Origin of the sequence: Klenkia brasiliensis (assembly GCF_900100695.1) — a bacterium.
Classification (GTDB): Bacteria; Actinomycetota; Actinomycetes; order Mycobacteriales; family Geodermatophilaceae; genus Klenkia; species Klenkia brasiliensis.
The window spans coordinates 572,265-594,954 of the sequence record NZ_FNCF01000004.1 but is presented as its reverse complement, the minus strand read 5'-3'; the positions used below and the strand labels follow the sequence as shown (position 1 = coordinate 594,954).

Here is a 22,690-nt window from a genome sequence, read left to right as displayed (position 1 = left end):
GAGGATAGGCGGCCCCCGGAGGCGCCCGGACTCGGTACGGTGCGGTATGGCTCCCGGTACCCGGCACCGCGCCCGTGCCCTCGTCAGCAGCGTCCTGGACGGCGTCGTGGTCGGCGCCGGCGAAGCGGCCCTGGACCACCCGAAACGCTCCCCCGCCCGGCGGCGCACCTACGCCGCGCTGGCCGGCGCCGTCCTGGCCGACGCCGCGCTGTCGGAGGTGCCCACGGTGCGCGCCATCGCGGCCGGCCGGCCGCCGCGGCCGGTGTCCCCGCCCGAGCAGCAGCTGGGGATCGCCGCCGGGCTGGTGTCGGTGGGCTGGGGCCTGCTGACCACGGTCGTCGACGGGCCGCTGGCCCGGGCGCTGGCCCGCCGCGGGGTGGCCCGGCCGCACCTGGTGCTCGGGGTGGCCGCGGGCGCGGTGACCGCGGTGTCGACGCTGCCGCTGTGGTGGCGGCGGGGCACGCTGCGGATCGCCGCCGACGAGCGGCAGGCCCGCGAGGACGCCGACGTCGCCGCCTGGGAGGCCGAGCTCGCCGAGGTCGAGCGCTAGAGGCTGTCGGGGTCCAGCTGCACCCGGACGTGCTCGGGGGTCTTGCGGGCCGACCGCACGCCCTGCACCTCGGCCAGCGCCCGGGCCAGGGCGAGGCCGTCGGTCCGGGCCACCCGCACCAGGTACCGCTCGCCCGCCTCGTGGCCCGGCCGGGCCGGCTCGGGCACCGGGCCGAGCACGTCGGCGCCCCCGGGCGCGCGCAGCAGCTCCAGGAACTCGGCCAGCGCGGCCGGTGAGGCCGACAGCGCCGCCATCCGGGTGGCCGGCGGGAAACCCAGCTCACGCCGGTCGGCCAGCTCGCGGGCGGCCAGCCCCGCCGGGTCCCAGCGCACCAGCGCCTGCGCCACCGGGTGCCCGGCGTCGGCGGCCACCAGCACCTGGCCGCCGTCGCCCGCCGGGCGCACGAGCGCCGCGGCGTTGGCCCACCGGCGCAGCGTCTCCTCCCCCGCCCGCAGGTCCGGGCGGCCCAGCAGCGCCCAGCCGTCCAGCAGCAGCGCCGCGCCGTAGCCGCCGGGCACCACCGGTTCCGCGCCGGGGGTGGCGACCACGATGGCCGGCCCCGGGTCGACCGCGGCCAGCACGGAGCCGCGACCGCTGACCCGCACCGCGGCGCCGGGGAACGCCCGGCCCAGCTCCTCGGCGGTGCGGGCCGAGCCCACCACCGAGGCGCGCAGCTTGGTGCCGTGGCAGTGCGGGCAGTCGAAGACCGCGGCCGGCCGCGCGCACCACCGGCAGGCCGCGACCCGCTGCCCGCCCGGGCCGGGTGCGGCCGCGACGCCGAGCGGGCCGGCGCAGTGCGCGCAGCGGGCGGGTGCCCGGCAGCGGTCGCAGACCAGGCCCGGGGCGTAGCCGGCGCGGGGAACCTGCACCAGCACCGGCGCCCCGGTGGCCAGCGCCTCCCGGGCCACCCGGAACGCCAGGGAGGGCAGCCGGGCGGTGCGGGCGGCCGGGTCGCGGGCCAGCTCGGAGTCCGCGCCCAGGGCCTGCACGCGGGGGGCGGCCGCGCGCAGCACCGCCCGGTCGGCGACCAGCTCGTGCGCCCAGCCGGACTCCACCAGCAGCGCGGCCTCCGCGGTGCGCGCCGTGGCGGCCACCACCGCCGAGCAGCCGGCCAGGTGCGCGCGCTGCACCAGCACGTCGCGGGTGTGCGGGTAGGGCGCGCGCGGCTCGGCGTGCAGGTCGTCGCCGTCGTCCCAGACCACGACCAGGCCCAGGTCGCGGACCGGGGCGAACATCGCCGCCCGGGTCCCCAGCACGACCTGCGCGGTGCCGCGGGAGACCGCGAGGAACCGGCCGTAGCGGGTGTCGGGGGCGGCGTCGGCGCGCAGCACGGCGACCGTCTCCTTCGGCAGCACCGCGGCCGCGGCGGCGGCCAGCCGGTCGAGGTCCTTGCCGTCGGGGACGACGACCAGGGCGCCCCGCCCGCCGGACAGCGTGGCCCGGCACAGCTCGGCCAGCCGGGCCGGCCAGTCCTCGCCGGGCAGCGCCGTCCACACCGCGCGCACGGGGCGGCCGGCGGCCAGCGCCTCCAGGAAGGCGTCGCCGGTCGGGTAGCGGGCGAAGCCGGCCGGGTCGGGCGGCTCCGGCGGCGGGGGCGGGTCGGCGACCGGGCGCTTCTCCGGTGCGCCGCGCCGCGGCGGCAGGGCCAGCCGCAGCACGTCGGTCAGCGTGCCGGCGTACCGGTCGGCCACCACCCGGGCCAGCTCGGCCACCTCGGGGGTGAGCACGGGCTCGGCGGACACCAGCTTGGCCAGGGGTGCGAGCTTGCCGGTGTGCTCGGTCGTCGTCCCCACCTCGAGGACGACGCCGTCGACGAGCCGGCCGGCGAACCGGACCCGCACCCGGCACCCCGCGACGACGCCGTCCCCGAGGTCGTCGGGGACGGCGTAGTCGAACGGGCGGTCCAGGTGGGCCAGCGGGACGTCGACGACGACCCGGGCTACGCGCACGGCCCCATGGTGCCGGGCGCCACCGACAAGATCAGACGGCGGCCTTGAGCGCGTCGACGCGGTCGGTGCGCTCCCACGGGAGGTCCAGGTCGGTGCGGCCGAAGTGGCCGTAGGCGGCGGTCGGCCCATAGATGGGCCGCAGCAGGTCCAGGTCGCGCACGATCGCGCCCGGGCGCAGGTCGAACACGCCGGTGATGGCCTTCTGCAGGACCTCGTCGGGCACGGTGCCGGTGCCGAAGGTCTCCACGAACAGACCGACCGGGCTGGCCGCGCCGATGGCGTAGGCGACCTGCACCTCGCAGCGGCGGGCCAGGCCCGCGGCGACGACGTTCTTGGCCACCCAGCGCATGGCGTAGGCCGCGGAGCGGTCGACCTTCGAGGGGTCCTTGCCGGAGAAGGCGCCGCCGCCGTGCCGGGCCATGCCGCCGTAGGTGTCCACGATGATCTTGCGGCCGGTCAGCCCGGCGTCGCCCATCGGGCCGCCGATGACGAACTTGCCGGTCGGGTTGACCAGCAGCCGGTGCCCGGTGGTGGGCAGGCCGAGCTCGGCGAGCTCGGGCTGCACCACGAGCTCCTCGACGTCGGGGGTCAGCAGGGTGTCGATGGAGATGTCCTCGGCGTGCTGCGAGGAGACCACCACGGTGTCCACGCCGACCGGCCGGTCGTCCTCGTAGACCACGGTGACCTGGGTCTTGCCGTCGGGGCGCAGGTAGGGCACCGAGCCGTCCTTGCGCACCGCCGACAGCCGCTTGGACAGCCGGTGGGCCAGCGCGATGGGCAGCGGCATGAGCTCGGGGGTCTCGTCGCTGGCGTAGCCGAACATCAGGCCCTGGTCGCCGGCGCCCTGCTTGGCGATGAGGTCCTCCGCGGCGGCGGCGCGGTCGGCGGCACCGGTGCGGGACTCATAACCCAGGTCCACGCCCTGCGCGATGTCGGGCGACTGCGCACCGAGGGAGACGCTGACGCCGCAGGAGGCGCCGTCGAAGCCCTTGCGGGAGGAGTCGTAGCCGATCCGCAGGATGGTGTCGCGCACGACCTGGGCGATGTCGACGTACCCGGCGGTGGTGACCTCGCCGGCGATGTGCACCTGGCCGGTGGTGATCATGGTCTCGACGGCCACGCGGCTGCGGGGGTCCTGGGTGAGCATCTCGTCCAGGATCGCGTCGCTGATCTGGTCGGCGATCTTGTCCGGGTGGCCTTCGGTGACCGACTCGGACGTGAACAGGCGACGTGCCACTTCGATGCTCCCTGGGGTTGCTGGTCGGACCCGCGACGGCGGGGCCTCTCTCGGCGTTCGTCGTGGGGACGCCCGGCGGACGAGGTTACCGGCGAGTGGTCACCCGCGGCGCGACGGAGTCCCAGATCCCGGCGGCGACGAGGTCCTTGGGGCCGGCCGGGACGTCGGTGGCCGAGCCGTCGGCGGCGAGCACGGTGACGGCGTTGTCGGGCCGGCCGAACACCTGCCCGGCGGAGACGTCGTTGACCACCAGGAGGTCGCAGCCCTTGCGGGCGAGCTTGGCGCGCGCGTGGCCCAGCACGTCGTCGTCGGCGTCGCCGGTCTCGGCGGCGAAGCCGACCACCAGCTGGCCCGCGGGCCGGGCGGCGACCAGGCCGGCCAGGACGTCGGGGTTGCGGGTCAGCGCGACCGAGGACGGCTCGCTGGACCCGCCCTTCTTCATCTTGGCGGGGGCGACCTCGGCGGGCCGGAAGTCCGCGACCGCGGCGGCCATCACGACCACGTCGGCGGCGGGGGCGTGCTCGGTCATCGCCGCCCCGAGCTCGGCCGCGGTGCCCACCGGGACGACCCGGCAGCCGAAGGGTGCGGGGTCCTCGACGTTGGCCGCGACCAGCGTGACCTCGGCGCCGCGGGCGGCGGCGACGCGGGCCAGCGCCCAGCCCTGCCGACCCGAGGACCGGTTGCCCAGGAAGCGCACCGGGTCCAGCGGCTCGCGGGTGCCGCCGGCGCTGACCAGCACGCGGGTGCCGGCCAGGTCCTGGTGCAGCGAGCCGCCGGCCAGCACGACGTCGAGCAGGGCCGCGACGTCGGCGGGCTCGGGCAGCCGGCCGGGGCCGGAGTCGGGCCCGGTGAGCCGGCCGACCGCGGGCGGCAGCACGACGGCGCCGCGGCGGCGCAGGGTGGCGACGTTGTCCTGGGTGGCCGGGTGCAGCCACATCTCGGTGTGCATGGCCGGCACGAAGACCACGGGGGCGCCGGTGGCCAGCAGGGTCGCGGTGAGCAGGTCGTCGGCACGGCCGGCGGCGGCGCGGGCCAGCAGGTCGGCGGTGGCCGGGTTCACCACCACCAGGTCGGCGGTCTGGCCGATGCGCACGTGGGCGACCTCGGGGACGTCGTCCCACACCTCGGTGCTCACCGGGTTGCCCGACAGCGCCTCGAAGGTGGCCGCCCCGACGAAGCGCAGCGCCGACGCGGTGGGCACCACCCGGACGTCGTGGCCGCGCTCGGTGAGCGCCCGCAGCAGCAGCGCGGACTTGTAGGCGGCCACCCCGCCGCCGACGCCCAGCACGATCCGGCTCATGCGCCCATCCTGCCCCGGGCACGACGAAGCCCCCGGCCGCGGGGCCGGGGGCTTCATCCGATGGGGTCTAGTTCTCGCCGGCCGTGTGGGTCAGCAGGCCCTCGTTGATCTCGCGCAGCGCGATCGAGAGGGGCTTCTCCTGGGGGGCGGTGTCGACCAGCGGGCCGACGTACTCCAGCAGGCCCTCGGAGAGCTGGCTGTAGTAGGCGTTGATCTGGCGGGCCCGCTTGGCGGCGTAGATGACCAGCCCGTACTTGCTGCTGGTGCGCTCGAGCAGCTCGTCGATCGGGGGGTTGGTGATGCCCTCGGGGGCAGGTGCGACTCCGGACACGGGCGGGTGAGCTCCTCGGTAGGACGGCAGGCGCTGCAGGCGGGACGTCAGCCTGCGGGTGGCGCAGTCAGCAAGAGTACCAACTCGTCCGCCGCGCGGGCGAGGTCGTCGTTCACGACCACCACGTCGTAGTCGCCGACGGCGGCCATCTCGGCCCGGGCGATGGCCAGCCGGCGCTCGATGACCTCGGCCGGCTCGGAGCCGCGGCCGGTCAGCCGGGCGGCCAGCTCCTCGAACGAGGGCGGGGCCAGGAAGACCAGCCGGGCGTCGGGGGCGGAGGCGCGGACCTGGCGGGCGCCCTGCATCTCGATCTCCAGCAGCGCCGGCAGGCCGAGGGCGAGCTGCTCGTCGACGGGGGCGCGCGGGGTGCCGTACCGGTTGCCCGCGTACTCGGCCCACTCCAGCAGGCCGTCGGTGGCGACGAGGTGGTCGAAGTCCTCGGCGTCGAGGAAGTGGTAGTGCTCGCCGTCGACCTCGCCGGGGCGGGGCCGGCGGGTGGTCACCGAGACCGACACCCACACGTCGGGGTGCCGGCGGCGGACCTCGGCGACCACGGTCCCCTTCCCCACGCCCGAGGGACCGGACAGCACCGTCAGGCGGGCACGCGTCGCGACCACGGCGGACGGACCTCGGGCGGGGGCGGGGGCGGGGCTCAGGCGGACTGCTCGCCGGCGAACTCGGCCTCCAGCGCCTTGCGCTGGTTGGCGCCCAGCCCGCGCACGCGGCGGGTCGGGGAGATCTCCAGGCGCTCCATGATCTTGGCGGCGCGGGCCTTGCCGACACCCGGGAGGGACTCCAGGACGGCGGAGACGCGCATCTTGCCGATGACCTCGTCGGTCTCGCCCTGCTTGAGGACGTCGCCGACCGAGGTGCCCTTGCTCTTGAGCCGCTCGCGCAGCTCGGCGCGGACCTTGCGGGCCGCGGCGGCCTTCTCGAGGGCGGCAGCGCGCTGTTCGGGGGTCAGCTGGGGGAGAGGCACGGGGACTACCCAATCATCGTCGTGGCGGGCGGAACGCCGCCGGATCGGTTCGGACTGCGAGAGGTGGGGTGGGCAGCGGCCCACGGGCTGGAGCCTGGGGAGCAACCTAGTCACCCCGGGGCGGGGTGGCAGCACCCCCCGGCACCGGATCGGCCGGATACCGTCCGGCCGAGAAGTTGACACACTACAACTGCGCGGCGGTACGACCTCCGGCGGTCCGCGCTGCTCAGCCCGCCAGTTCGGCGGCCCAGCGCTCCGCGGCGGCGCGCAGCCCGGCCGGGTCGGGCCCGGCGCCCAGCACGTCCCGCGACACCGTCGGGACGACCGCCCGGTCGGCGCCGAACAGCCGGCGCAGGTCGCCCGGGGTGCCGCCCTGCGCACCCAGCCCGGGGGCGAGCACGGGCCCGCGCAGGCCCGCGAGGTCGACGTCCAGCTCGGCCAGCGTGGCGCCGACGACGACGCCGAAGGACCCGGTGCGCGGCCCCCACCCACCGTCGCCGCCACCGTCGTCGTCACCGTTCCAGGTGCCCACGGTGTCGACGACGGCCTGGGCGACTGTGCGGCCGTCGTCCAGGCGGGCGTGCTGGAAGGTCCCCGCGTCGGGGTTGGAGGTGCGGGCCAGCACGAACAGCCCCCCGCCGTGCGCCCGGGCGGTGCGCACCGCGGGCTCCAGCGACCCGGGGCCCAGGTAGGGGCTGACGGTGAGCGCGTCGACCTGCATCGGGTGCCCGTCGGCGAGGACGTCGGCGTAGCCGGCCATGGTGGAGCCGATGTCGCCGCGCTTGGCGTCCAGCAGCACCAGGGCGCCCGCCGCGCGCGCGGCGGCCACGGCGTCCTCGAGCACCAGCAGCCCGCGGGCGCCGTGCCGCTCGTAGAACGCCGACTGCGGCTTGAGGACGGCGACCGTGCCGGCCAGCGCCCCCACCACGGCGTCGGTGAACCGGCGCAGGCCCTCGACGTCGTCGGCCAGGCCCCAGGCGCCCAGCAGCTCGCGGTGCGGGTCGATGCCCACGCACAGCGGCCCCCGCCCGGCGACGGCGGCCGCCAGCCGGGCGCCGAAGGGGTCGGTCACCGGTGCCGCCCGGACGGGTCCTCGTCGGGGGCGCGGTGGGCGTAGCCGACGGCGTCGGCCAGCCGGCCGAAGCCCCGCTCCCCCAGCGCCTCGGCGAGCTCCTCGTGGATGCGGGCCGGGGCGGACGGGTCGTTGAACACCGCCGTGCCCACCGAGACCGCGCCGGCGCCGGCCAGCACGAACTGCAGGGCGTCCAGGCCGGTGCGGATGCCGCCCATGCCCAGGATCGGCACATTGGGCAGCGCGGCGTGCACCTGCCACACGCAGCGCAGCGCCACCGGCCGGATCGCCGGTCCCGACAGCCCGCCGGTGACCCCGCCGAGCACCGGGCGCATGGTGTCCGGGTCGATGACCAGCCCCAGCAGTGTGTTGATCATCGACAGGCCGTTGGCGCCGGCGTCGGCGCAGGCCCGGGCGACCGACACGATGTCGGTGACGTCGGGGGTCAGCTTGGCGTAGACCGGGTGCGCCGGGTCGGCGGCCTCCCGGACGGCGGCCACCACCGCGGCCGAGGCGTCGGGGTTGCAGGCGAAGACCTCGCCGCGGCTCTCCACGTTCGGGCAGGAGATGTTGACCTCGATGCCCAGCACCCCGGGCGCCCCGCGCAGCCGGGAGGCCAGCTCGGCGAAGTCCTCGGTGCGGGCACCGGCGATGGACACGAACGAGCGCACCCCGCGCTCGGCCAGCCAGGGCAGCTCGTCGGCCAGCAGGCCGTCGATGCCCGGGCCCTGCAGCCCGATCGAGTTGATCATGCCGCTCGGGGTCTCGGCCATCCGCGGCGTCGCCCGGCCCGACCGGGGCCGCAGCTGCACCGACTTGGTGACCACCGCCCCGATCGAGGTCAGGTCGAAGAACGGGTCGAGCTCGCGGCCGAAGGACGAGCAGCCCGACGCGGTGAGCACCGGGCTGACCACCGGCACCCCGCCGATGGAGGCCTGCATGTCGACGCTGGGGACGTCGACCTCGGGCAGGGTGGTCACGGCGTCTCGCCCTCCTCCGCGGGGGTGTGGGCCAGCACCATCGCGTCGGCGCCGACCAGGTCCGCGGGCAGCGTGCCGACGTCGCCGAAGCGCACCCGGTCCCCCGCGAACACCGGGCCGTCGGTGCACGAGCGGGCGAACCGGCTGCGGCCGTCGGCACCGACGACCGGCAGCACGCAGGTCATGCAGACCCCCACGCCGCAGGCCATCGACTCCTCGACCGCCACCCACGAGGGCACCCCGCGGTCGGTGGCCAGCCGCGCCACGGCGGCGAGCATCGGCATGGGCCCGCAGGCGTAGACCACCCCGGCGCCGCCGACCAGCTCGGCCACCGGACCGGTTACCCGCCCGGTCCGCCCGGCGCTGCCGTCGTCGGTGGTGACCACGAACGGCGCGGCGACCGCGGCCAGGTCCTCCACCGAGCACAGCCGGGCCTCGTCGCCGGCGCCGACCACCGCGGCCACCTCGTGCCCGCGCGAGCGCAGCAGCCCGCCCAGGCCGACGAGCGCCGCGGCGCCGTAGCCGCCCCCGACCAGCAGCGCGGGCGTGCCCGGCGGCGGCAGGGGGAACGGCCGGCCCAGCGGCCCGACCACGTCGACCTCGTCGCCGGGCCGGCGCGACGCCAGCCAGGTCGAGCCGGCGGCGCGGGCGCTGACCACCACGGAGAAGCGGCCCTCCCCCACCCCGGCGATGGCGATCGACCGGCGCAGCAGCATCGCCGACGTCGGCCCGCCGACCGCGAAGGCCACGAACTGGCCCGGCGCGGCGGTCTCGGCGATGTCGGGCGCCTCGATCGTCAGCTCGGTGTAGGCGCTGACCGGCCGGGAGCCGACCACCACGGCCACGCCCTGCACCGGCGGGTGCGCCGCCGGCGGCGCGGGCGCACCCAGCGGCCCGCGGGCCGCACCGGGCACCGGGGGCAGCAGCCGCTCCCCCGAGGGCAGCTGCACCACCCGGGTCCCGCTGTCCTCCTCGCTCACGCCTGCGCCCGGCTGGCCGCCAGCGCCGCGTGCAGGTCCTGCAGGCTGCGCACACCCAGGTCACCGCGGCGCAGCGACTCCACGCCCTGCACCGCCGCGGCCAGGCCCGGCACCGTGGTGATGCACGGGATGCCGGCGGTCACCGCCGCCGAGCGGATCTCGTAGCCGTCCAGCCGCGGCCCGGAGTTGCCCGGGGCGCCGAACGGGGTGTTGACGACCATGTCGACCTCCCCGGCCAGGATCTTCTCCACCACGTTGCCCGGCCCGTCGGAGAACTTCCCGACCACGGTGGCCGCCACGCCGTTGCGCCGCAGCACCGAGGCGGTGCCGGCGGTGGCCAGCACGGTGAAGCCCAGGTCGGCCAGCCGCTTGACCGGGAAGACCGCCGACCGCTTGTCCCGGTTGGCCAGCGAGACGAAGACGGTGCCCGCGGTGGGCAGCGACCCGTAGGCGGCGGCCTGGGACTTGGCGAAGGCGGTGCCGAACCCGGCGTCCAGGCCCATCACCTCGCCGGTGGACTTCATCTCCGGGGACAGCACGGTGTCCACGCCCGACCCGTCGGCGGAGCGGAACCGGTTGAACGGCAGCACCGCCTCCTTGACCGCGATCGGTGCGTCCTCGGGGGCGTGGGTGCCGTCGCCGGTCGCCGGCAGCACGCCGGCCGCGCGCAGCTGCGCGACGGTCTCCCCCACCGCGATGCGGGCGGCGGCCTTGGCCAGCGGCACCGCGGTCGCCTTGGACACGAACGGCACGGTGCGGCTGGCGCGGGGGTTGGCCTCCAGCACGTAGAGGACGTCGTCCTTGAGCGCGTACTGCACGTTCATCAGCCCGCGCACCCCGATCCGGGCGGCCAGCTTCTCGGTGGCCGCCCGGATGGCGGTGAGGTCGGTGCCGCCCAGGGTGATCGGCGGCAGCGCGCACGCCGAGTCGCCGGAGTGGATGCCGGCCTCCTCGATGTGCTCCATGACCCCGCCCAGGTACAGCTCGGTGCCGTCGTAGAGCGCGTCCACGTCGATCTCGACGGCGTCCTCGAGGAAGCGGTCGATGAGCACCGGGTGGTCGGGGCTGACGTCGGTGGCCTTGGCCAGGTAGGCCTCCAGCGTGGCGTCCTCGTAGACGATCTCCATGCCCCGCCCGCCCAGCACGTAGGAGGGACGCACCAGCACCGGGTAGCCGATCTCGGCGGCGATGTCGCGGGCCTCGGCGAACCGGACGGCGGTGCCGTGCTTGGGCGCGGGCAGGCCGGTGTCGGCCAGCACCCGGGAGAACTCGCCCCGGTCCTCGGCGGCGTCGATCGCCTCCGGGGCGGTGCCCAGCACCGGGACGCCGGCGTCCTTGAGCCGCTGCGCCAGCGCCAGCGGCGTCTGGCCGCCCAGGGTGCAGATGACCCCGGCGACCGGGCCGGCGGCGCGCTCGGCCTCGACGACCTCGAGCACGTCCTCGAAGGTGAGCGGCTCGAAGTACAGCCGGTCGGCGGTGTCGTAGTCGGTGGAGACGGTCTCGGGGTTGCAGTTGACCATCACCGCCTCGTAGCCGGCGTCCTGCAGGGCGAGCACGGCGTGCACGCACGAGTAGTCGAACTCGATGCCCTGCCCGATCCGGTTCGGCCCGGAGCCCAGGATCAGCACCGCGGGCTTCTCCCGGGGCGCCACCTCGGTCTCCTCGTCGTAGGTCGAGTAGTGGTAGGGCGTGGTGGCGGCGAACTCGGCGGCGCAGGTGTCCACGGTCTTGTAGACCGGCCGGATCCCCTGCCGCCAGCGCAGCGTGCGGACGCCGTCCTCACCGGCCAGCTCCGGGCGCAGCGCGGCGACCTGCCGGTCGGACAGGCCGTGCCGCTTGGCCCGGCGCAGCAGGTCGGGGGTCAGCGAGGGCGCGTCGCGCACCTCGACGCCGATCTCGTGCACCTGGAGCACCTGGTCGACGAACCACGGGTCGAAGCCCGAGGCCTCGGCGACCTGCTCGACGGTCGCGCCGGCGGCCAGCGCCCGCTCGGCGGTGTAGAGCCGGCCGTCGACCGGGGTGCGCAGCCGGTCGAGCAGCTCCTCGGCCGTCTCCTCCGGCTGGGCCGGCCCGGTCCAGAACCCCACCTGGGACGTCTCGGTGGAGCGCATGGCCTTGCCGAGGGCCTCGGTGAAGTTGCGGCCCATGCTCATGACCTCGCCGACGCTCTTCATCGTCGTGGTCAGCCGGGGGTCGGCACCGGGGAACTTCTCGAAGGCGAAGCGCGGGATCTTCACCACGACGTAGTCCAGCGTGGGCTCGAACGCCGCCGGGGTGACGCCGGTGATGTCGTTGCGGATCTCGTCGAGGGTGTAGCCGATGGCCAGCTTCGCGGCGATCTTGGCGATCGGGAAACCGGTGGCCTTGGAGGCCAGGGCGCTGGACCGGCTGACCCGCGGGTTCATCTCGATGACGACCAGCCGGCCGTCGGCCGGGTTGACCGCGAACTGGATGTTGCAGCCGCCGGTGTCGACGCCGACGGCGCGCAGCACGGCTATGCCGACGTCGCGCATCTTCTGGTACTCGCGGTCGGTGAGGGTCATCGCCGGGGCGACGGTCACCGAGTCGCCGGTGTGCACGCCCATGGCGTCGACGTTCTCGATGGAGCAGACGACGACCACGTTGTCGGTGCGGTCGCGCATGAGCTCGAGCTCGTACTCCTTCCAGCCCAGCACCGACTCCTCGATGAGCACCGTGTGCACGGGCGAGTCGGCGAGGCCGTGCGCGGCCATCCGGCGCAGCATCGGCTCGTCGGTGGCGAAGCCCGAGCCCAGCCCGCCCATGGTGAAGCTGGGCCGGATGACCACCGGGTAGCCGACCTCGGCCGCGGTGGCCAGCGCCTCCTCGACGGTGCTGCAGACCTTCGAGCGGGGCGCGTCGGCGCCGACCGAGCGGACGATGTCCTTGAACAGCTGCCGGTCCTCGCCGCGGTTGATGGCGTCGGCGTCGGCGCCGATGAGCTGCACGCCGTACTTCTCCAGCACGCCGTTCGCCTGCAGCGCCAGACCCAGGTTCAGCGCGGTCTGCCCGCCGAGGGTGGCCAGCAGGGCGTCGGGCCGCTCGGCGGCGATGACCTTCTGCACGAACTCCGGGGTCAGCGGCTCGACGTAGGTGGCGTCGGCGACCTCGGGGTCGGTCATGATCGTGGCCGGGTTGCTGTTGACCAGGCTGACGCGCAGCCCCTCGGCCTTGAGCACGCGGCAGGCCTGGGTGCCGGAGTAGTCGAACTCGCAGGCCTGGCCGATGACGATCGGCCCGGAGCCGATCACCATGACGTGCGCGATGTCCTCACGCCTGGGCACGGTGGTCCTCCATCAGGTCGACGAAGCGCTGGAAGAGCGGGGCCGCGTCGTGCGGCCCGGCGGCGGCCTCGGGGTGGAACTGCACGCTGAAGGCGGGGACGTCGAGGCAGCGCAGGCCCTCGACCACCTGGTCGTTGAGCCCGACGTGGCTGACCTCGACCCGCCCGTAGGGGGTGTCGCTGGCGCGGTCGAGCGGTGCGTCGACGGCGAACCCGTGGTTCTGGCTGGTCACCCGCACCGAGTCGGTGACCCGGTCGAGCACCGGCTGGTTGAGCCCGCGGTGGCCGAAGGGCAGCTTGTAGGTGCCCAGGCCCAGGGCCCGGCCCAGGATCTGGTTGCCGAAGCAGATGCCGAACAGCGGCCGGCGGGCGTCGAGGACGCCCTGGACGGCCTCGACCGCGTAGTCGCTGGCCGCGGGGTCGCCGGGGCCGTTGGAGAGGAAGACGCCGTCGGGGCCGGCGTCGAGCAGCTCCTGCGCGGTGGCGGTGGCCGGCAGCACCCGGGTCTCCACACCGAGCTCGGCCAGGTGCCGCGGGGTGGCGGCCTTGATGCCGAGGTCGAGCGCGGAGATGGTGTACCGCCGCTCCCCCACCGCCGGCACCGTGTAGGCCTCCGGGGTGGTGACCTCCGGGGCCAGGTCGGCGCCGGACATCGACGGCGCCGCCTGCACCCGGGCGAGCAGCTCGTCGGCACCCAGCTCGGTGGAGATGCCCACCCGCATCGCGCCGCGGTCGCGCAGGTGCCGGGTCAGCGCCCGGGTGTCGACCCCGCTGATGCCGACCACGCCGTTCTCGACGAGCTCGTCGTCCAGGGTGCCGGTGGCACGCCAGTTGGCCGGCCGGCGGGCGGGGTCGCGGACCACGAACCCGGCCACCCAGATGCGGCGGGACTCGTCGTCGTCCTCGTTCACCCCGGTGTTGCCGATGTGCGGGGCGGTCATCACCACCACCTGGCGGTGGTAGCTGGGGTCGGTGAGCGTCTCCTGGTATCCGGTCATCCCGGTGGAGAACACGGCCTCGCCGACCGTCGTCCCGGCAGCTCCGTAGGACTCGCCGCGGAACGTGCGGCCGTCCTCGAGGACCAAGATCGCTGAGCTCACTTCTGGACCTCCCCATCTCGTACGGTCGGTTCTCCGCGCAGCAGCACGTGCACCACGCGGGCGGGCAGCTCGCGCCCGGCGTAGGGGCTGTTGCGGCTCTTGCTGGCCAGCGCGGCCGGGTCGACGACCGAGCGCGCGCCCGGGTCCACCAGCACCAGGTTGGCGGGCTCGCCCACCTCCAGCGGGCGGCCGTGGCCGGCGAGCCGACCGATGACGGCCGGGCGCACCGACATCCGGTCGGCGACCTCCCGCCAGGTCAGCAAGCCGGTGTCGACCATGGTGTCGACGACGACCGACAACGCCTGCTCCAGCCCGAGCATCCCGGGCCGGGCCGCGGACCACTCGCACTCCTTGTCCTCCGCGGCGTGCGGGGCGTGGTCGGTGGCGACGGCGTCGATGGTGCCGTCGGCCAGCCCCGCGCGGAGCGCGGCGACGTCCTCGGCCGTGCGCAGCGGCGGGTTGACCTTGAACGTGGCGTCGTACCCCTCGGCCTGCGCGTCGGTGAGCAGCAGGTGGTGCGGGGTGACCTCGGCGGTCACCTGCACCCCGCGCGACTTGGCCCACCGGATCAGCTCGACCGACCCCGCGGTGGAGACGTGGCAGACGTGCAGCCGGGCGCCGACGTGCTCGGCCAGCAGCACGTCGCGGGCGATGATCGCCTCCTCGGCGACCGCGGGCCAGCCGGTCAAGCCCAGCCGGGCCGACCGCTCGCCCTCGTGCATCTGCGCGCCCACCGTCAGCCGCGGCTCCTCGGCGTGCTGGGCGACGACGCCGTCCAGGGCCTTGGTGTACTCCAGCGCCCGGCGCATCAGCGCGGGGTCGGCGACGCACTTCCCGTCGTCGGAGAACACCCGCACCCGGGCGGCGCTGTCGGCCATCGCGCCGAGCTCGGCGAGCCGCTCGCCGCCGAGGCCGACGGTGACCGCCCCGACCGGGACGACGTCGACCAGGCCGGCGTCGGAGCCCAGCCGCCAGACCTGCTCGACGACGCCCGCGGTGTCGGCGACCGGGTCGGTGTTGGCCATGGCGTGCACCGCGGTGTACCCGCCCAGCGCCGCGGCGCGGGAGCCGGTGAGCACGGTCTCGGTGTCCTCGCGGCCGGGCTCGCGCAGGTGGGTGTGCAGGTCCACCAGGCCCGGCAGCAGCACCAGCCCGGTGGCGTCGACGGTCTCGGCGGTGCTGGACAGGTCCTCGCCGATCGCGGCGATGACCCCGTCCTTCACGAGGACGTCGACGGCGTCCTCGCCGTAGGGCCTCGCGCCCTGGATGAGGATGGTCACGCGTTGCCTCCGAGCAGCAGGTACAGGACGGCCATGCGCACGCTGACGCCGTTGCCGACCTGCTCGACGATCGTGGAGCGGGGCGAGTCGGCGACGTCGGCGGCGATCTCCATCCCGCGGTTCATCGGGCCGGGGTGCATGACGATCGCGTCGTCACCCAGCCGGGCCATCCGGTCGGCGTCCAGGCCGTACCGGCGGCTGTACTCCCGGGCCGAGGGGAAGAACGAGGCGTTCATCCGCTCGGCCTGCACCCGCAGCATCATCAGCACGTCGGCGCCGGGGAGGACGGCGTCCAGGTCGTAGGAGACCGTGACCGGCCAGCTGTCGACCCCCACCGGCAGCAGCGTGGGCGGTGCGACCAGGGTGACCTCGGCGCCGAGGGTGTGCAGCAGCCGCACGTTGGAGCGGGCCACCCGGCTGTGCAGCACGTCGCCGGTGATGACCACCCGGACGCCGTCCAGCCGCCCCAGCCGCTTGCGGATGGTGAAGGCGTCCAGCAGCGCCTGGGTGGGGTGCTCGTGGGTGCCGTCGCCGGCGTTGACCACGCTGCCGGCCACCCAGGTCGCCAGCCGGTGCGGGGCACCGGAGGCGGAGTGCCGGACGACGATGCCGTCGGCACCCATCGCCTCCAGGGTCAGCGCGGTGTCCTTGAGGCTCTCGCCCTTGGAGACGCTGGAGCCCTTCGCCGAGAAGTTGATGACGTCGGCGCTGAGCCGCTTGGCGGCCAGCTCGAAGCTGATCCGGGTGCGGGTGGAGTCCTCGAAGAACAGGTTGACCACGGTGCGCCCGCGCAGGGTGGGCAGCTTCTTGACCTCGCGGCCGGCCAGCGCGGACTCGATCTGGGCGGCGGTGTCGAGCACCAGGGTGGCGTCGTCGCGGTCGAGGTCGGCCGCCTCGAGCAGGTGCCGGTGGGACAGGGACTCAGGCATCGGTGACGCTCACCCCGTCCTCGCCGTCGACCTCGGCCAGCCGCACCCTGACCTGCTGGCTGCGGGAGGTGGGCACGTTCTTGCCCACGAAGTCGGCCTTGATCGGCAGCTCGCGGTGGCCGCGGTCGACCAGCACGGCGAGCTGGACGGCGCGGGGCCGGCCGACGTCGCGCAGGCCGTCGAGGGCGGCCCGCACGGAGCGGCCGGAGAACAGCACGTCGTCGACGAGGACGACGAGGCGGCCGTCGATGCCGGCGTCGGGCAGCCGGGTGTCCTCCAGTGCGCGGACGCCGCGGGTGCGCAGGTCGTCGCGGTAGAGGGTGATGTCGACGGTGCCGACGTCGACGGACCGGCCGGTGAAGGCCTCGATGCGGGCGGCGAGCCGGCGGGCCAGGGGGGCACCGCGGGTGGGGATGCCGACGAGCACCAGGTCGGCGAGACCGTCGCCGTCCCCGCTCCCGCTGGCCGCGCGCTCGATGAGCTGGTGGGCCATGCGGTCGACCACGCGGGTGACGTCGTCGGCGGTGAACAGCTGCCCGGGCGTGCCCGGCGCAGGGGTCGATGGCTGGGCCATCAGGCCTCCTTCCCCGCCTCACGGGACGGGTCGTTAAAGGAGCGGGTAGGACCGGGTGCGACGCTAGCGCACGGCCGGGTGTGACCTGCGTCCGCACGGGAGTCACCCGTTCGGGGGTGCTCGACATGCTGCACACGACCGAAATCAAGTACTCTCCGTCACCAGCAAGCGCCTTGCCCGACGACACTGAGTGAGCAGGAACGATGAGCACCGACTACTCGCGAGCGCTGGGCGCTCGCCTCCGGGCGATCCGGAACCAGCAGGGTCTCTCGCTGCAGGGTGTCGAGGACAAGTCGCACGGCCGCTGGAAGGCGGTCGTCGTCGGCTCCTACGAGCGCGGGGACCGTGCGGTGACCGTGCAGCGGCTCTCCGAGCTCGCGGTGTTCTACGGCGTCCCGGTGGCCGAGCTGCTGCCCGACCCGCGGCCCAGCTCGGCGATCACCAAGTCGACCAAGATCGTGCTGAACCTCGAGTCGCTGGGCTCGCTGCCCGCCGACGAGGCCGGCCCGCTGGCCCGGTACGCCTCGACCATCCAGGCGCAGCGCCACGACTACAACGGCAAGGTGCTCTCCATCCGCACCGAGGACCTCAAGTCGCTGGCAATCATCTACGACATGAGCCCCGACGAGCTGACCACCCGGCTCATCGAGTGGGGCGTGCTGTCCCCCGGCGCCGACGGCAGCATCTACGCCGACGAGGACGAGGACGGCTGGTCCGACCGCCGCCGCTCCCCCCGCTGACGCCCCACGGACGACGGAGGCCCGCACCGGTTCGCCGGTGCGGGCCTCTGTGCGTACGGGTCAGGCGGTGGGGATCTGGGACTTCAGGATGCCGGCCAGCACGCCGTTGACGTAGGCGGCGGAGTCGTCGGTGGACAGGCTCTTGGCCAGCTCCACCGCCTCGTCGATGACGACGGCGTCGGGGACGTCGTCGACCCACAGCAGTTCGACCACGGCCATCCGCAGGATCGCCCGGTCGACGTCGGGCAGCCGGTCCAGCGACCAGCCCTGTGCGTGCTCGCCGATCAGCCGGTCGACGTCGGCGCGGTGCTGCACCGCGCCCTCCACCAGCCGCACGGTGTGCTCGTTGATCGGGGGGTGGCCGTCGGCGATCCGCTCGGCGAGCAGCTCGCGGACGTCACGGCTGCGCAGGTCGGCCTCGTAGAGGACGTCGACCGCGCGCTTGCGCGCCTTGGAGCGGGCGGCCACCGGTCAGCTGACGCGGCCGAGGTAGCGGCCGTCCCGGGTGTCGACCTTCAGCTTCTCGCCGGTGGTGATGAACAGCGGCACCTGGATCTCGGCGCCGGTCTCCAGGGTGGCGGGCTTGGTGCCACCGGTGGAGCGGTCGCCCTGCAGGCCCGGGTCGGTGTGCTGCACGACCAGCTCCATGGTCACCGGCAGCTCGACGTAGAGCGGCGTGCCCTCGTGCACCGCGACGACGACCTCGGTGTTCTCCAGCAGGTAGTCCGCCCCGCCGCCCAGGGTCTGCGCGGAGACCGGGATCTGGTCGTAGGTGTCGCCGTCCATGAAGACGTAGTCGGCGCCGTCCTGGTACAGGTAGGTCATCGAGCGCTTGTCGACGGTGGCCGTCTCGACCTTGATGCCGGCGTTGAAGGTCTTGTCCACGACCTTGCCGCTCATGACGTTCTTCAGGGTGGTGCGCACGAAGGCGCCGCCCTTGCCCGGCTTCACGTGCTGGAAGTCGGTGACGGTCCACAGCTGACCGTCCAGGTTGAGGACGATGCCGTTCTTGAGGTCGTTGGTGGTAGCCATCTAGAGGACCAGCAGTTCCTTGCTCGTGAGGGTCAACAACTCGGGCTCGCCATCGGTCACGATCAGCGTGTCCTCGATCCGGACACCGCCGTGCCCCGGGAGGTAGACCCCGGGTTCCACGGTGACGGCCATGCCGGCGGCCAGGGTACCCGCGCCCAGCGCCGAGATGCCCGGAGCCTCGTGGATCTGCAGACCCACGCCGTGCCCGAGGCCGTGGGTGAAGTGCTCGGCGTGCCCGGCCGCCGCGATCACCTCGCGCGCGGCGGCGTCGACCGCGGTGACCTCGACGCCCACCCCCAGCGCCGCCCGGCCGGCCGCCTGGGACTCCTGCACGAGGGCGTAGACCTCGGTCTGCCAGTCCGCCGGGTGGCCCAGCACCAGGGTGCGGGTCATGTCGGAGTGGTAGCCCTCGACCGTGGCGCCGAAGTCGAGCTTGAGGAAGTCGCCGCCGCGCAGCTCGGTGGCGTCGGGGCGGTGGTGCGGGATGGCGGAGTTGGCGCCGGCCGCCACGATCGTCTCGAACGACGGCGCCTCGGCCCCCAGCGCCAGCATCCGGGCGTCGAGCTCGCGGCCCACGGCCAGCTCGGTGCGGCCGGGCCGCAGCGCGCCCTCGGCGGCGAGCTCGGCCAGCGCCTGGTCGGCGACGGTGCAGGCCCGGCGCAGCGCCTCGACCTCGTCGGCGTCCTTGACCGCGCGCAGCTGCTCGACGGCGTGCCGGGCGCTGACCAGCTCGGTGCTGCCCACCGCACCCTCGAGGCCGCGCAGGCCGTCGACGGTGACCACGTGCGACTCGTAGCCCAGCCGGCCCACCCCGGCGGCGGCGCGGGCCAGTGCACCGACGGTGGCGCGGTCGACGACCAGCTCGAGGTCGGGGACCTGGGTGCCGGCCTGGGTGGTGTAGCGGCCGTCGGTGCCGAACAGGTCGGGGGCGCCCGGGGTCGGGTCGGTGCGCAGCAGCAGGGCACCGTTGGAGCCGGTGAACCCGGTGAGGTAGCGGACGTTGACCAGGTCGGTGACCAGCACGGCGTCCAGGCCCCGCTCGGCGGCCAGCGCGCGCAGCCGCTCCCGGCGTCCGGCGTGGTCGTGGCGGGTCACCGCGCACCCCGGTCGGCGTCCAGGGAGGCCAGGAACCGCAGCGCGGCCTCGTAGCCGAAGGTGCCCAGCCCCGCGACGACGCCGGTGGCGACGGGCGAGACGTAGGAGTGGTGCCGGAAGTCCTCGCGGGCGTGCACGTTGGTGATGTGCACCTCCACCACCGGCGCCGGCACCTGGGCCAGGGCGTCGCGCAGCACGACGGAGGTGTGCGTCCAGCCGGCCGGGTTGATCACCACGGCCGAGCCGTCGTCGGCGGCCTGGTGCACCCAGCCGAGCAGCTCGGCCTCGCTGTCGGTCTGGCGCACCGTGACGTCCTGGCCGAGCTCGGCGGCCACGGCCTCGATGCGGGCGACCAGGTCGGCGTAGGTCGTCGTCCCGTACTTCTCGGGCTCGCGGGTGCCCAGCCGGCCGAGGTTCGCGCCGTTCAGCACGACGATGCTCATGGGGTCGCCTCCACTGCGGACCAGGCCTGGCGCACCCAGGCGTCGTCGGGGTCTGTGAGGATGCCGGGGGCGCCCAGGCCGTCGAGGACGACGAAGCGCAGCGACCGGCCGCGGGCCTTCTTGTCCACCGCCATGGCCGGGCGCAGCTGGTCCAGGTCACCGGCGTAGCTGGTCGGCAGACCCATCGCGGCGACCAGCTCGCGGTGCCGGTCGGCCTCGGCGCGGGACAGCCGGCCGGCGGCGGCGCCGAGCTCGGCGGCGAAGACCATGCCGACGGCCACGGCCTCGCCGTGCCGCCACCGGTAGGCCTCGGCCTTCTCGATGGCGTGGCCGAGGGTGTGGCCGTAGTTGAGGAACTCGCGGCGGCCGGTGTCGTAGAGGTCCTCGCCCACGGCGTCGGCCTTGACCTGCACGGCCCGGGTGATCAGCTCGGTGGTGGCCGACCGGCCGGTGGGGTCGGCCCCGAGCAGGTCCAGGATGGTTCCGTCGGCGATGAACCCGCACTTGACGACCTCGGCGAGGCCGGCGCGGAACTCGGCATCGGGCAGGCCGTCGAGGACGTCGGTGTCGGCGAGGACGGCGACCGGCGGGTGGAACGCGCCGACGAGGTTCTTGCCGGCGTCGGTGTTGATGCCGGTCTTGCCGCCGACCGCGGCGTCGACCATGCCGAGCAGGCTGGTGGGCACCTGCACCACGCGGACCCCGCGCAGCCAGGTGGCGGCGACGAAGCCGGCCAGGTCGGTGACCGCTCCCCCGCCGACGCCCACGACGACGTCGCTGCGGGTGTGGCCCAGCCGGCCCAGCTCGGTCCACAGACCGGCGGCGACCTCGACGGTCTTGGCGGCCTCGCCGTCGGGCACGACCAGCGCCTCGGCGGCCAGCCCCGCGCTCTGCAGGGTGGCGACCACCTCGCCGGCCAGCCCGGCCAGCGCGGCGGTGTGCACCACGGCGGCGCGGGCGGCGCCGGCGAGCACGGTGCCGGTCAGCAGGGCGAGCTCGTGCCGGGCGCCGGGGCCGACGACGACCTCGTAGGGCGCGTCGCCGGCGACGGTGACGCGGTGCAGGTCGGCGTGCAGGTCGTTCATCGGGGGCTCCCGGCGGTCAGCGCGGACACCACGTCGGCGACGACGGCGGCCACGGTGCGGCCCCCGGTCTGCAGGTGCAGCGTGGCGACCTCGCCGTAGAGGGGGGCGCGGGTCTCCAGCATCCGGCGCAGCATCTGCCGCGGGTTCACCCCGAGGATCGGCCGGTCGCGGGAGAGGCCCACCCGCTTGGCCGCGGTCGACAGGTCGACGTCCAGCCAGACCACGGTGCCGCCGGCGCGGCCGTGCTCGACCAGCAGCGCACGGGTGTGCGCGCTGGTCACCGCACCGCCGCCGAGCGCGAGGACGCCGTCGTGCTCGGCCAGGGCCCGGGCCACGGCGCGCTCCTCCAGCGCCCGGAAGTGCGGCTCGCCGTGGGTGACGAACAGGTCGGCCACCGACGTGCCCGCCTCGGCCTCGACGTCGTGGTCGGTGTCGCGGAACCCGGCGCCCAGCTCCCGGGCCAGCCGGGTGCCGACGGTGGTCTTGCCCGAGGCGGGCGGCCCGACCAGCACCACCGGCAGGCCGGACGGCCCGCTCACCGCCAGGCCAGCCCGTCGAGGTAGCCGGCGACGTTGCGGCGGGTCTCGGCCACCGAGTCGCCGCCGAACTTCTCCAGCACGGCGTCGGCCAGCACGAGGGCGACCATCGCCTCCATCACCACCGAGCCGCGGGGCACCGCGCAGGCGTCGCTGCGCTGGTGGATGGCGACCGCGGCCTCGCCGGTGGCGGTGTCGACGGTGGCCAGCGCGCGGGGCACGGTGCTGATCGGCTTCATCGCCGCGCGCACGCGCAGCACCTCGCCGTTGGTCATGCCGCCCTCGATGCCGCCGGCCCGGTCGGTGCGCCGGGCGACGGTGCCCTCGCCGGTCACGTCGATCTCGTCGTGGGCGACCGACCCGCGCCGGCGGGCGGTCTCCAGGCCGTCGCCGACCTCGACCGCCTTGACCGACTGCACGCCCATGAGCGCGCCGGCCAACCGGCTGTCCAGGCGGCGGTCCCAGTGCACGTGGCTGCCCAGGCCCGGCGGCAGGCCGTGCACCACGACCTCGATGACCCCGCCCAGGGTGTCGCCGCTGTCGTGCGCGTCGTCGATCTCGGCCTGCATGCGGGCGCTGGTGGCCGGGTCGGCGCAGCGCACCGGGTCGGCGTCCAGGGCGTCGTTGTCGTCGGGGCCGGGCAGCACGCCGTCGGGGGCGGTGACCGCACCGATGCCGACCACGTGGCTGACCACCCGCACGCCGAGCACCTGGTGCAGGAACTGCTCGGCCACCGTGCCGAGCGCGACCCGGGCCGCGGTCTCCCGGGCACTGGCGCGCTCGAGCACCGGCCGCGCGTCGTCGAAGCCGTACTTCTGCATGCCGGCGAGGTCCGCGTGGCCGGGCCGCGGCCGGGTCAGCGGCGCGTTGCGGGCGCGGTGCGCGATGAGCTCGGGGTCGACCGGGTCGGCGGCCATGACCGTCTCCCACTTGGGCCACTCGGTGTTGCCGACCTGGACCGCGATCGGCCCGCCCTGGGTGACGCCGTGCCGCACGCCCCCGGTGAGGGTGACGACGTCCTGCTCGAAGGCCATCCGGGCGCCGCGGCCGTGGCCCAGCCGGCGGCGGGCGAGCTGGGCGTCGAGGTCGGAGGTCTGCACCTCCACCCCGGCGGGGAGCCCTTCGAGGATGGCGGTGAGCTGCGGACCGTGCGACTCACCGGCGGTCAGCCAGCGCAACATGGGCTGCAGTCTGCCA

The 22,690-nt window shown here is 75.2% G+C and carries 23 protein-coding genes; 2 read left to right on the top strand and 21 right to left on the bottom strand.

The window, feature by feature from the left end:
* Nucleotides 1-46: 46 nt before the first annotated feature.
* Entirely contained in the window at nt 47-550 is a 504-nt protein-coding gene (locus BLT39_RS14775; RefSeq protein WP_091064655.1) for a hypothetical protein, read from the top strand.
* Here the strand turns inward: BLT39_RS14775 and BLT39_RS14770 are convergent.
* The 14 genes from BLT39_RS14770 to pyrR all read right to left on the bottom strand — a co-directional run bounded on the left by BLT39_RS14770 (nt 547) and on the right by pyrR (nt 16,562).
* Nucleotides 547-2,499 carry a primosomal protein N' gene (locus BLT39_RS14770; RefSeq protein WP_091064652.1) on the bottom strand — a complete coding sequence of 651 codons (1,953 nt, stop codon included), beginning with the start codon at nt 2,497-2,499 and terminating at the stop codon, nt 547-549. The genes BLT39_RS14775 and BLT39_RS14770 overlap by 4 nt on opposite strands.
* A gap of 31 nt (nt 2,500-2,530) precedes the next feature.
* On the bottom strand, nt 2,531-3,736 hold the full coding sequence (gene metK / locus BLT39_RS14765; RefSeq protein ID WP_091064649.1) for a methionine adenosyltransferase: 1,206 nt from the start codon (nt 3,734-3,736) through the stop codon (nt 2,531-2,533).
* A gap of 85 nt (nt 3,737-3,821) precedes the next feature.
* Entirely contained in the window at nt 3,822-5,036 is a 1,215-nt protein-coding gene (gene coaBC, locus BLT39_RS14760; RefSeq protein ID WP_091064646.1) for a bifunctional phosphopantothenoylcysteine decarboxylase/phosphopantothenate--cysteine ligase CoaBC, read from the bottom strand.
* Between the two features lie 67 nt (nt 5,037-5,103).
* The gene (rpoZ, locus tag BLT39_RS14755) at nt 5,104-5,367 is read right to left on the bottom strand and encodes a DNA-directed RNA polymerase subunit omega (protein ID WP_014741310.1); all 264 of its coding nucleotides are present in this window, start codon (nt 5,365-5,367) and stop codon (nt 5,104-5,106) included.
* 47 nt (nt 5,368-5,414) lie between these two features.
* Nucleotides 5,415-5,984 (bottom strand): guanylate kinase, encoded by a 570-nt coding sequence (gmk, locus tag BLT39_RS14750; protein WP_091064643.1) that lies wholly within the window; start codon nt 5,982-5,984, stop codon nt 5,415-5,417.
* A 35-nt stretch (nt 5,985-6,019) separates the two neighbouring features.
* On the bottom strand, nt 6,020-6,346 hold the full coding sequence (mihF, locus tag BLT39_RS14745) for an integration host factor, actinobacterial type (protein ID WP_165629012.1): 327 nt from the start codon (nt 6,344-6,346) through the stop codon (nt 6,020-6,022).
* 226 nt (nt 6,347-6,572) lie between these two features.
* On the bottom strand, nt 6,573-7,418 hold the full coding sequence (pyrF, locus tag BLT39_RS14740) for an orotidine-5'-phosphate decarboxylase (protein WP_091064640.1): 846 nt from the start codon (nt 7,416-7,418) through the stop codon (nt 6,573-6,575).
* On the bottom strand, nt 7,415-8,398 hold the full coding sequence (locus tag BLT39_RS14735) for a dihydroorotate dehydrogenase (RefSeq protein WP_242658426.1): 984 nt from the start codon (nt 8,396-8,398) through the stop codon (nt 7,415-7,417). The genes pyrF and BLT39_RS14735 overlap by 4 nt, the downstream gene beginning before the upstream one ends.
* Nucleotides 8,395-9,378 (bottom strand): dihydroorotate dehydrogenase electron transfer subunit, encoded by a 984-nt coding sequence (locus BLT39_RS14730; protein WP_242658425.1) that lies wholly within the window; start codon nt 9,376-9,378, stop codon nt 8,395-8,397. The genes BLT39_RS14735 and BLT39_RS14730 overlap by 4 nt, the downstream gene beginning before the upstream one ends.
* Entirely contained in the window at nt 9,375-12,680 is a 3,306-nt protein-coding gene (carB, locus tag BLT39_RS14725) for a carbamoyl-phosphate synthase large subunit (RefSeq protein ID WP_091064635.1), read from the bottom strand. Before carB ends, BLT39_RS14730 begins: the two co-directional genes overlap by 4 nt.
* Nucleotides 12,667-13,779 (bottom strand): glutamine-hydrolyzing carbamoyl-phosphate synthase small subunit, encoded by a 1,113-nt coding sequence (gene carA / locus BLT39_RS14720; RefSeq protein ID WP_091064631.1) that lies wholly within the window; start codon nt 13,777-13,779, stop codon nt 12,667-12,669. Before carA ends, carB begins: the two co-directional genes overlap by 14 nt.
* Complete coding sequence (locus BLT39_RS14715; RefSeq protein ID WP_091064628.1) at nt 13,776-15,059, bottom strand: dihydroorotase; 1,284 nt, start codon at nt 15,057-15,059, stop codon at nt 13,776-13,778. Before BLT39_RS14715 ends, carA begins: the two co-directional genes overlap by 4 nt.
* A complete protein-coding gene (locus BLT39_RS14710) occupies nt 15,056-15,988 on the bottom strand; it encodes an aspartate carbamoyltransferase catalytic subunit (protein ID WP_091064624.1) in 933 nt (310 codons plus the stop codon). Before BLT39_RS14710 ends, BLT39_RS14715 begins: the two co-directional genes overlap by 4 nt.
* On the bottom strand, nt 15,981-16,562 hold the full coding sequence (pyrR, locus tag BLT39_RS14705) for a bifunctional pyr operon transcriptional regulator/uracil phosphoribosyltransferase PyrR (protein ID WP_091064620.1): 582 nt from the start codon (nt 16,560-16,562) through the stop codon (nt 15,981-15,983). Before pyrR ends, BLT39_RS14710 begins: the two co-directional genes overlap by 8 nt.
* A gap of 203 nt (nt 16,563-16,765) precedes the next feature.
* Here pyrR and bldD point away from each other — a divergent pair, with 203 nt between their 5' ends.
* Nucleotides 16,766-17,302 carry a transcriptional regulator BldD gene (bldD, locus tag BLT39_RS14700; RefSeq protein WP_091064617.1) on the top strand — a complete coding sequence of 179 codons (537 nt, stop codon included), beginning with the start codon at nt 16,766-16,768 and terminating at the stop codon, nt 17,300-17,302.
* A 60-nt stretch (nt 17,303-17,362) separates the two neighbouring features.
* Here the strand turns inward: bldD and nusB are convergent, their stop codons facing one another.
* Genes nusB through aroC form a run of 7 tightly spaced genes read right to left on the bottom strand, consistent with a single transcriptional unit; the run spans nt 17,363 to nt 22,674 of the window.
* On the bottom strand, nt 17,363-17,770 hold the full coding sequence (gene nusB, locus BLT39_RS14695) for a transcription antitermination factor NusB (protein ID WP_091064614.1): 408 nt from the start codon (nt 17,768-17,770) through the stop codon (nt 17,363-17,365).
* A gap of 3 nt (nt 17,771-17,773) precedes the next feature.
* Nucleotides 17,774-18,334, bottom strand: coding sequence for an elongation factor P (gene efp, locus BLT39_RS14690; protein WP_091064610.1), 561 nt, complete (start codon nt 18,332-18,334; stop codon nt 17,774-17,776).
* The gene (locus BLT39_RS14685) at nt 18,335-19,429 is read right to left on the bottom strand and encodes a M24 family metallopeptidase (protein ID WP_091064607.1); all 1,095 of its coding nucleotides are present in this window, start codon (nt 19,427-19,429) and stop codon (nt 18,335-18,337) included.
* Nucleotides 19,426-19,872 carry a type II 3-dehydroquinate dehydratase gene (gene aroQ / locus BLT39_RS14680; protein ID WP_091064603.1) on the bottom strand — a complete coding sequence of 149 codons (447 nt, stop codon included), beginning with the start codon at nt 19,870-19,872 and terminating at the stop codon, nt 19,426-19,428. Before aroQ ends, BLT39_RS14685 begins: the two co-directional genes overlap by 4 nt.
* The gene (gene aroB / locus BLT39_RS14675; protein ID WP_091064598.1) at nt 19,869-20,957 is read right to left on the bottom strand and encodes a 3-dehydroquinate synthase; all 1,089 of its coding nucleotides are present in this window, start codon (nt 20,955-20,957) and stop codon (nt 19,869-19,871) included. The genes aroQ and aroB overlap by 4 nt, the downstream gene beginning before the upstream one ends.
* Complete coding sequence (locus BLT39_RS14670; RefSeq protein ID WP_091064596.1) at nt 20,954-21,496, bottom strand: shikimate kinase; 543 nt, start codon at nt 21,494-21,496, stop codon at nt 20,954-20,956. The genes aroB and BLT39_RS14670 overlap by 4 nt, the downstream gene beginning before the upstream one ends.
* Nucleotides 21,493-22,674 (bottom strand): chorismate synthase, encoded by a 1,182-nt coding sequence (gene aroC, locus BLT39_RS14665; protein ID WP_091064592.1) that lies wholly within the window; start codon nt 22,672-22,674, stop codon nt 21,493-21,495. The genes BLT39_RS14670 and aroC overlap by 4 nt, the downstream gene beginning before the upstream one ends.
* Nucleotides 22,675-22,690 lie beyond the last annotated feature (16 nt).

What these genes read in the sequence shown, in the direction of transcription:
- BLT39_RS14775 (WP_091064655.1), top strand. Translation starts at nt 47, where the DNA reads ATGGCTCCCGGTACCCGGCACCGCGCCCGTGCCCTCGTCAGCAGCGTC.
- coaBC (WP_091064646.1), bottom strand. Translation starts at nt 5,036, where the DNA reads ATGAGCCGGATCGTGCTGGGCGTCGGCGGCGGGGTGGCCGCCTACAAG.
- BLT39_RS14710 (WP_091064624.1), bottom strand. Translation starts at nt 15,988, where the DNA reads ATGCCTGAGTCCCTGTCCCACCGGCACCTGCTCGAGGCGGCCGACCTC.
- pyrR (WP_091064620.1), bottom strand. Translation starts at nt 16,562, where the DNA reads ATGGCCCAGCCATCGACCCCTGCGCCGGGCACGCCCGGGCAGCTGTTC.
- bldD (WP_091064617.1), top strand. Translation starts at nt 16,766, where the DNA reads ATGAGCACCGACTACTCGCGAGCGCTGGGCGCTCGCCTCCGGGCGATC.
- efp (WP_091064610.1), bottom strand. Translation starts at nt 18,334, where the DNA reads ATGGCTACCACCAACGACCTCAAGAACGGCATCGTCCTCAACCTGGAC.
- aroQ (WP_091064603.1), bottom strand. Translation starts at nt 19,872, where the DNA reads ATGAGCATCGTCGTGCTGAACGGCGCGAACCTCGGCCGGCTGGGCACC.
- aroB (WP_091064598.1), bottom strand. Translation starts at nt 20,957, where the DNA reads ATGAACGACCTGCACGCCGACCTGCACCGCGTCACCGTCGCCGGCGAC.
- aroC (WP_091064592.1), bottom strand. Translation starts at nt 22,674, where the DNA reads ATGTTGCGCTGGCTGACCGCCGGTGAGTCGCACGGTCCGCAGCTCACC.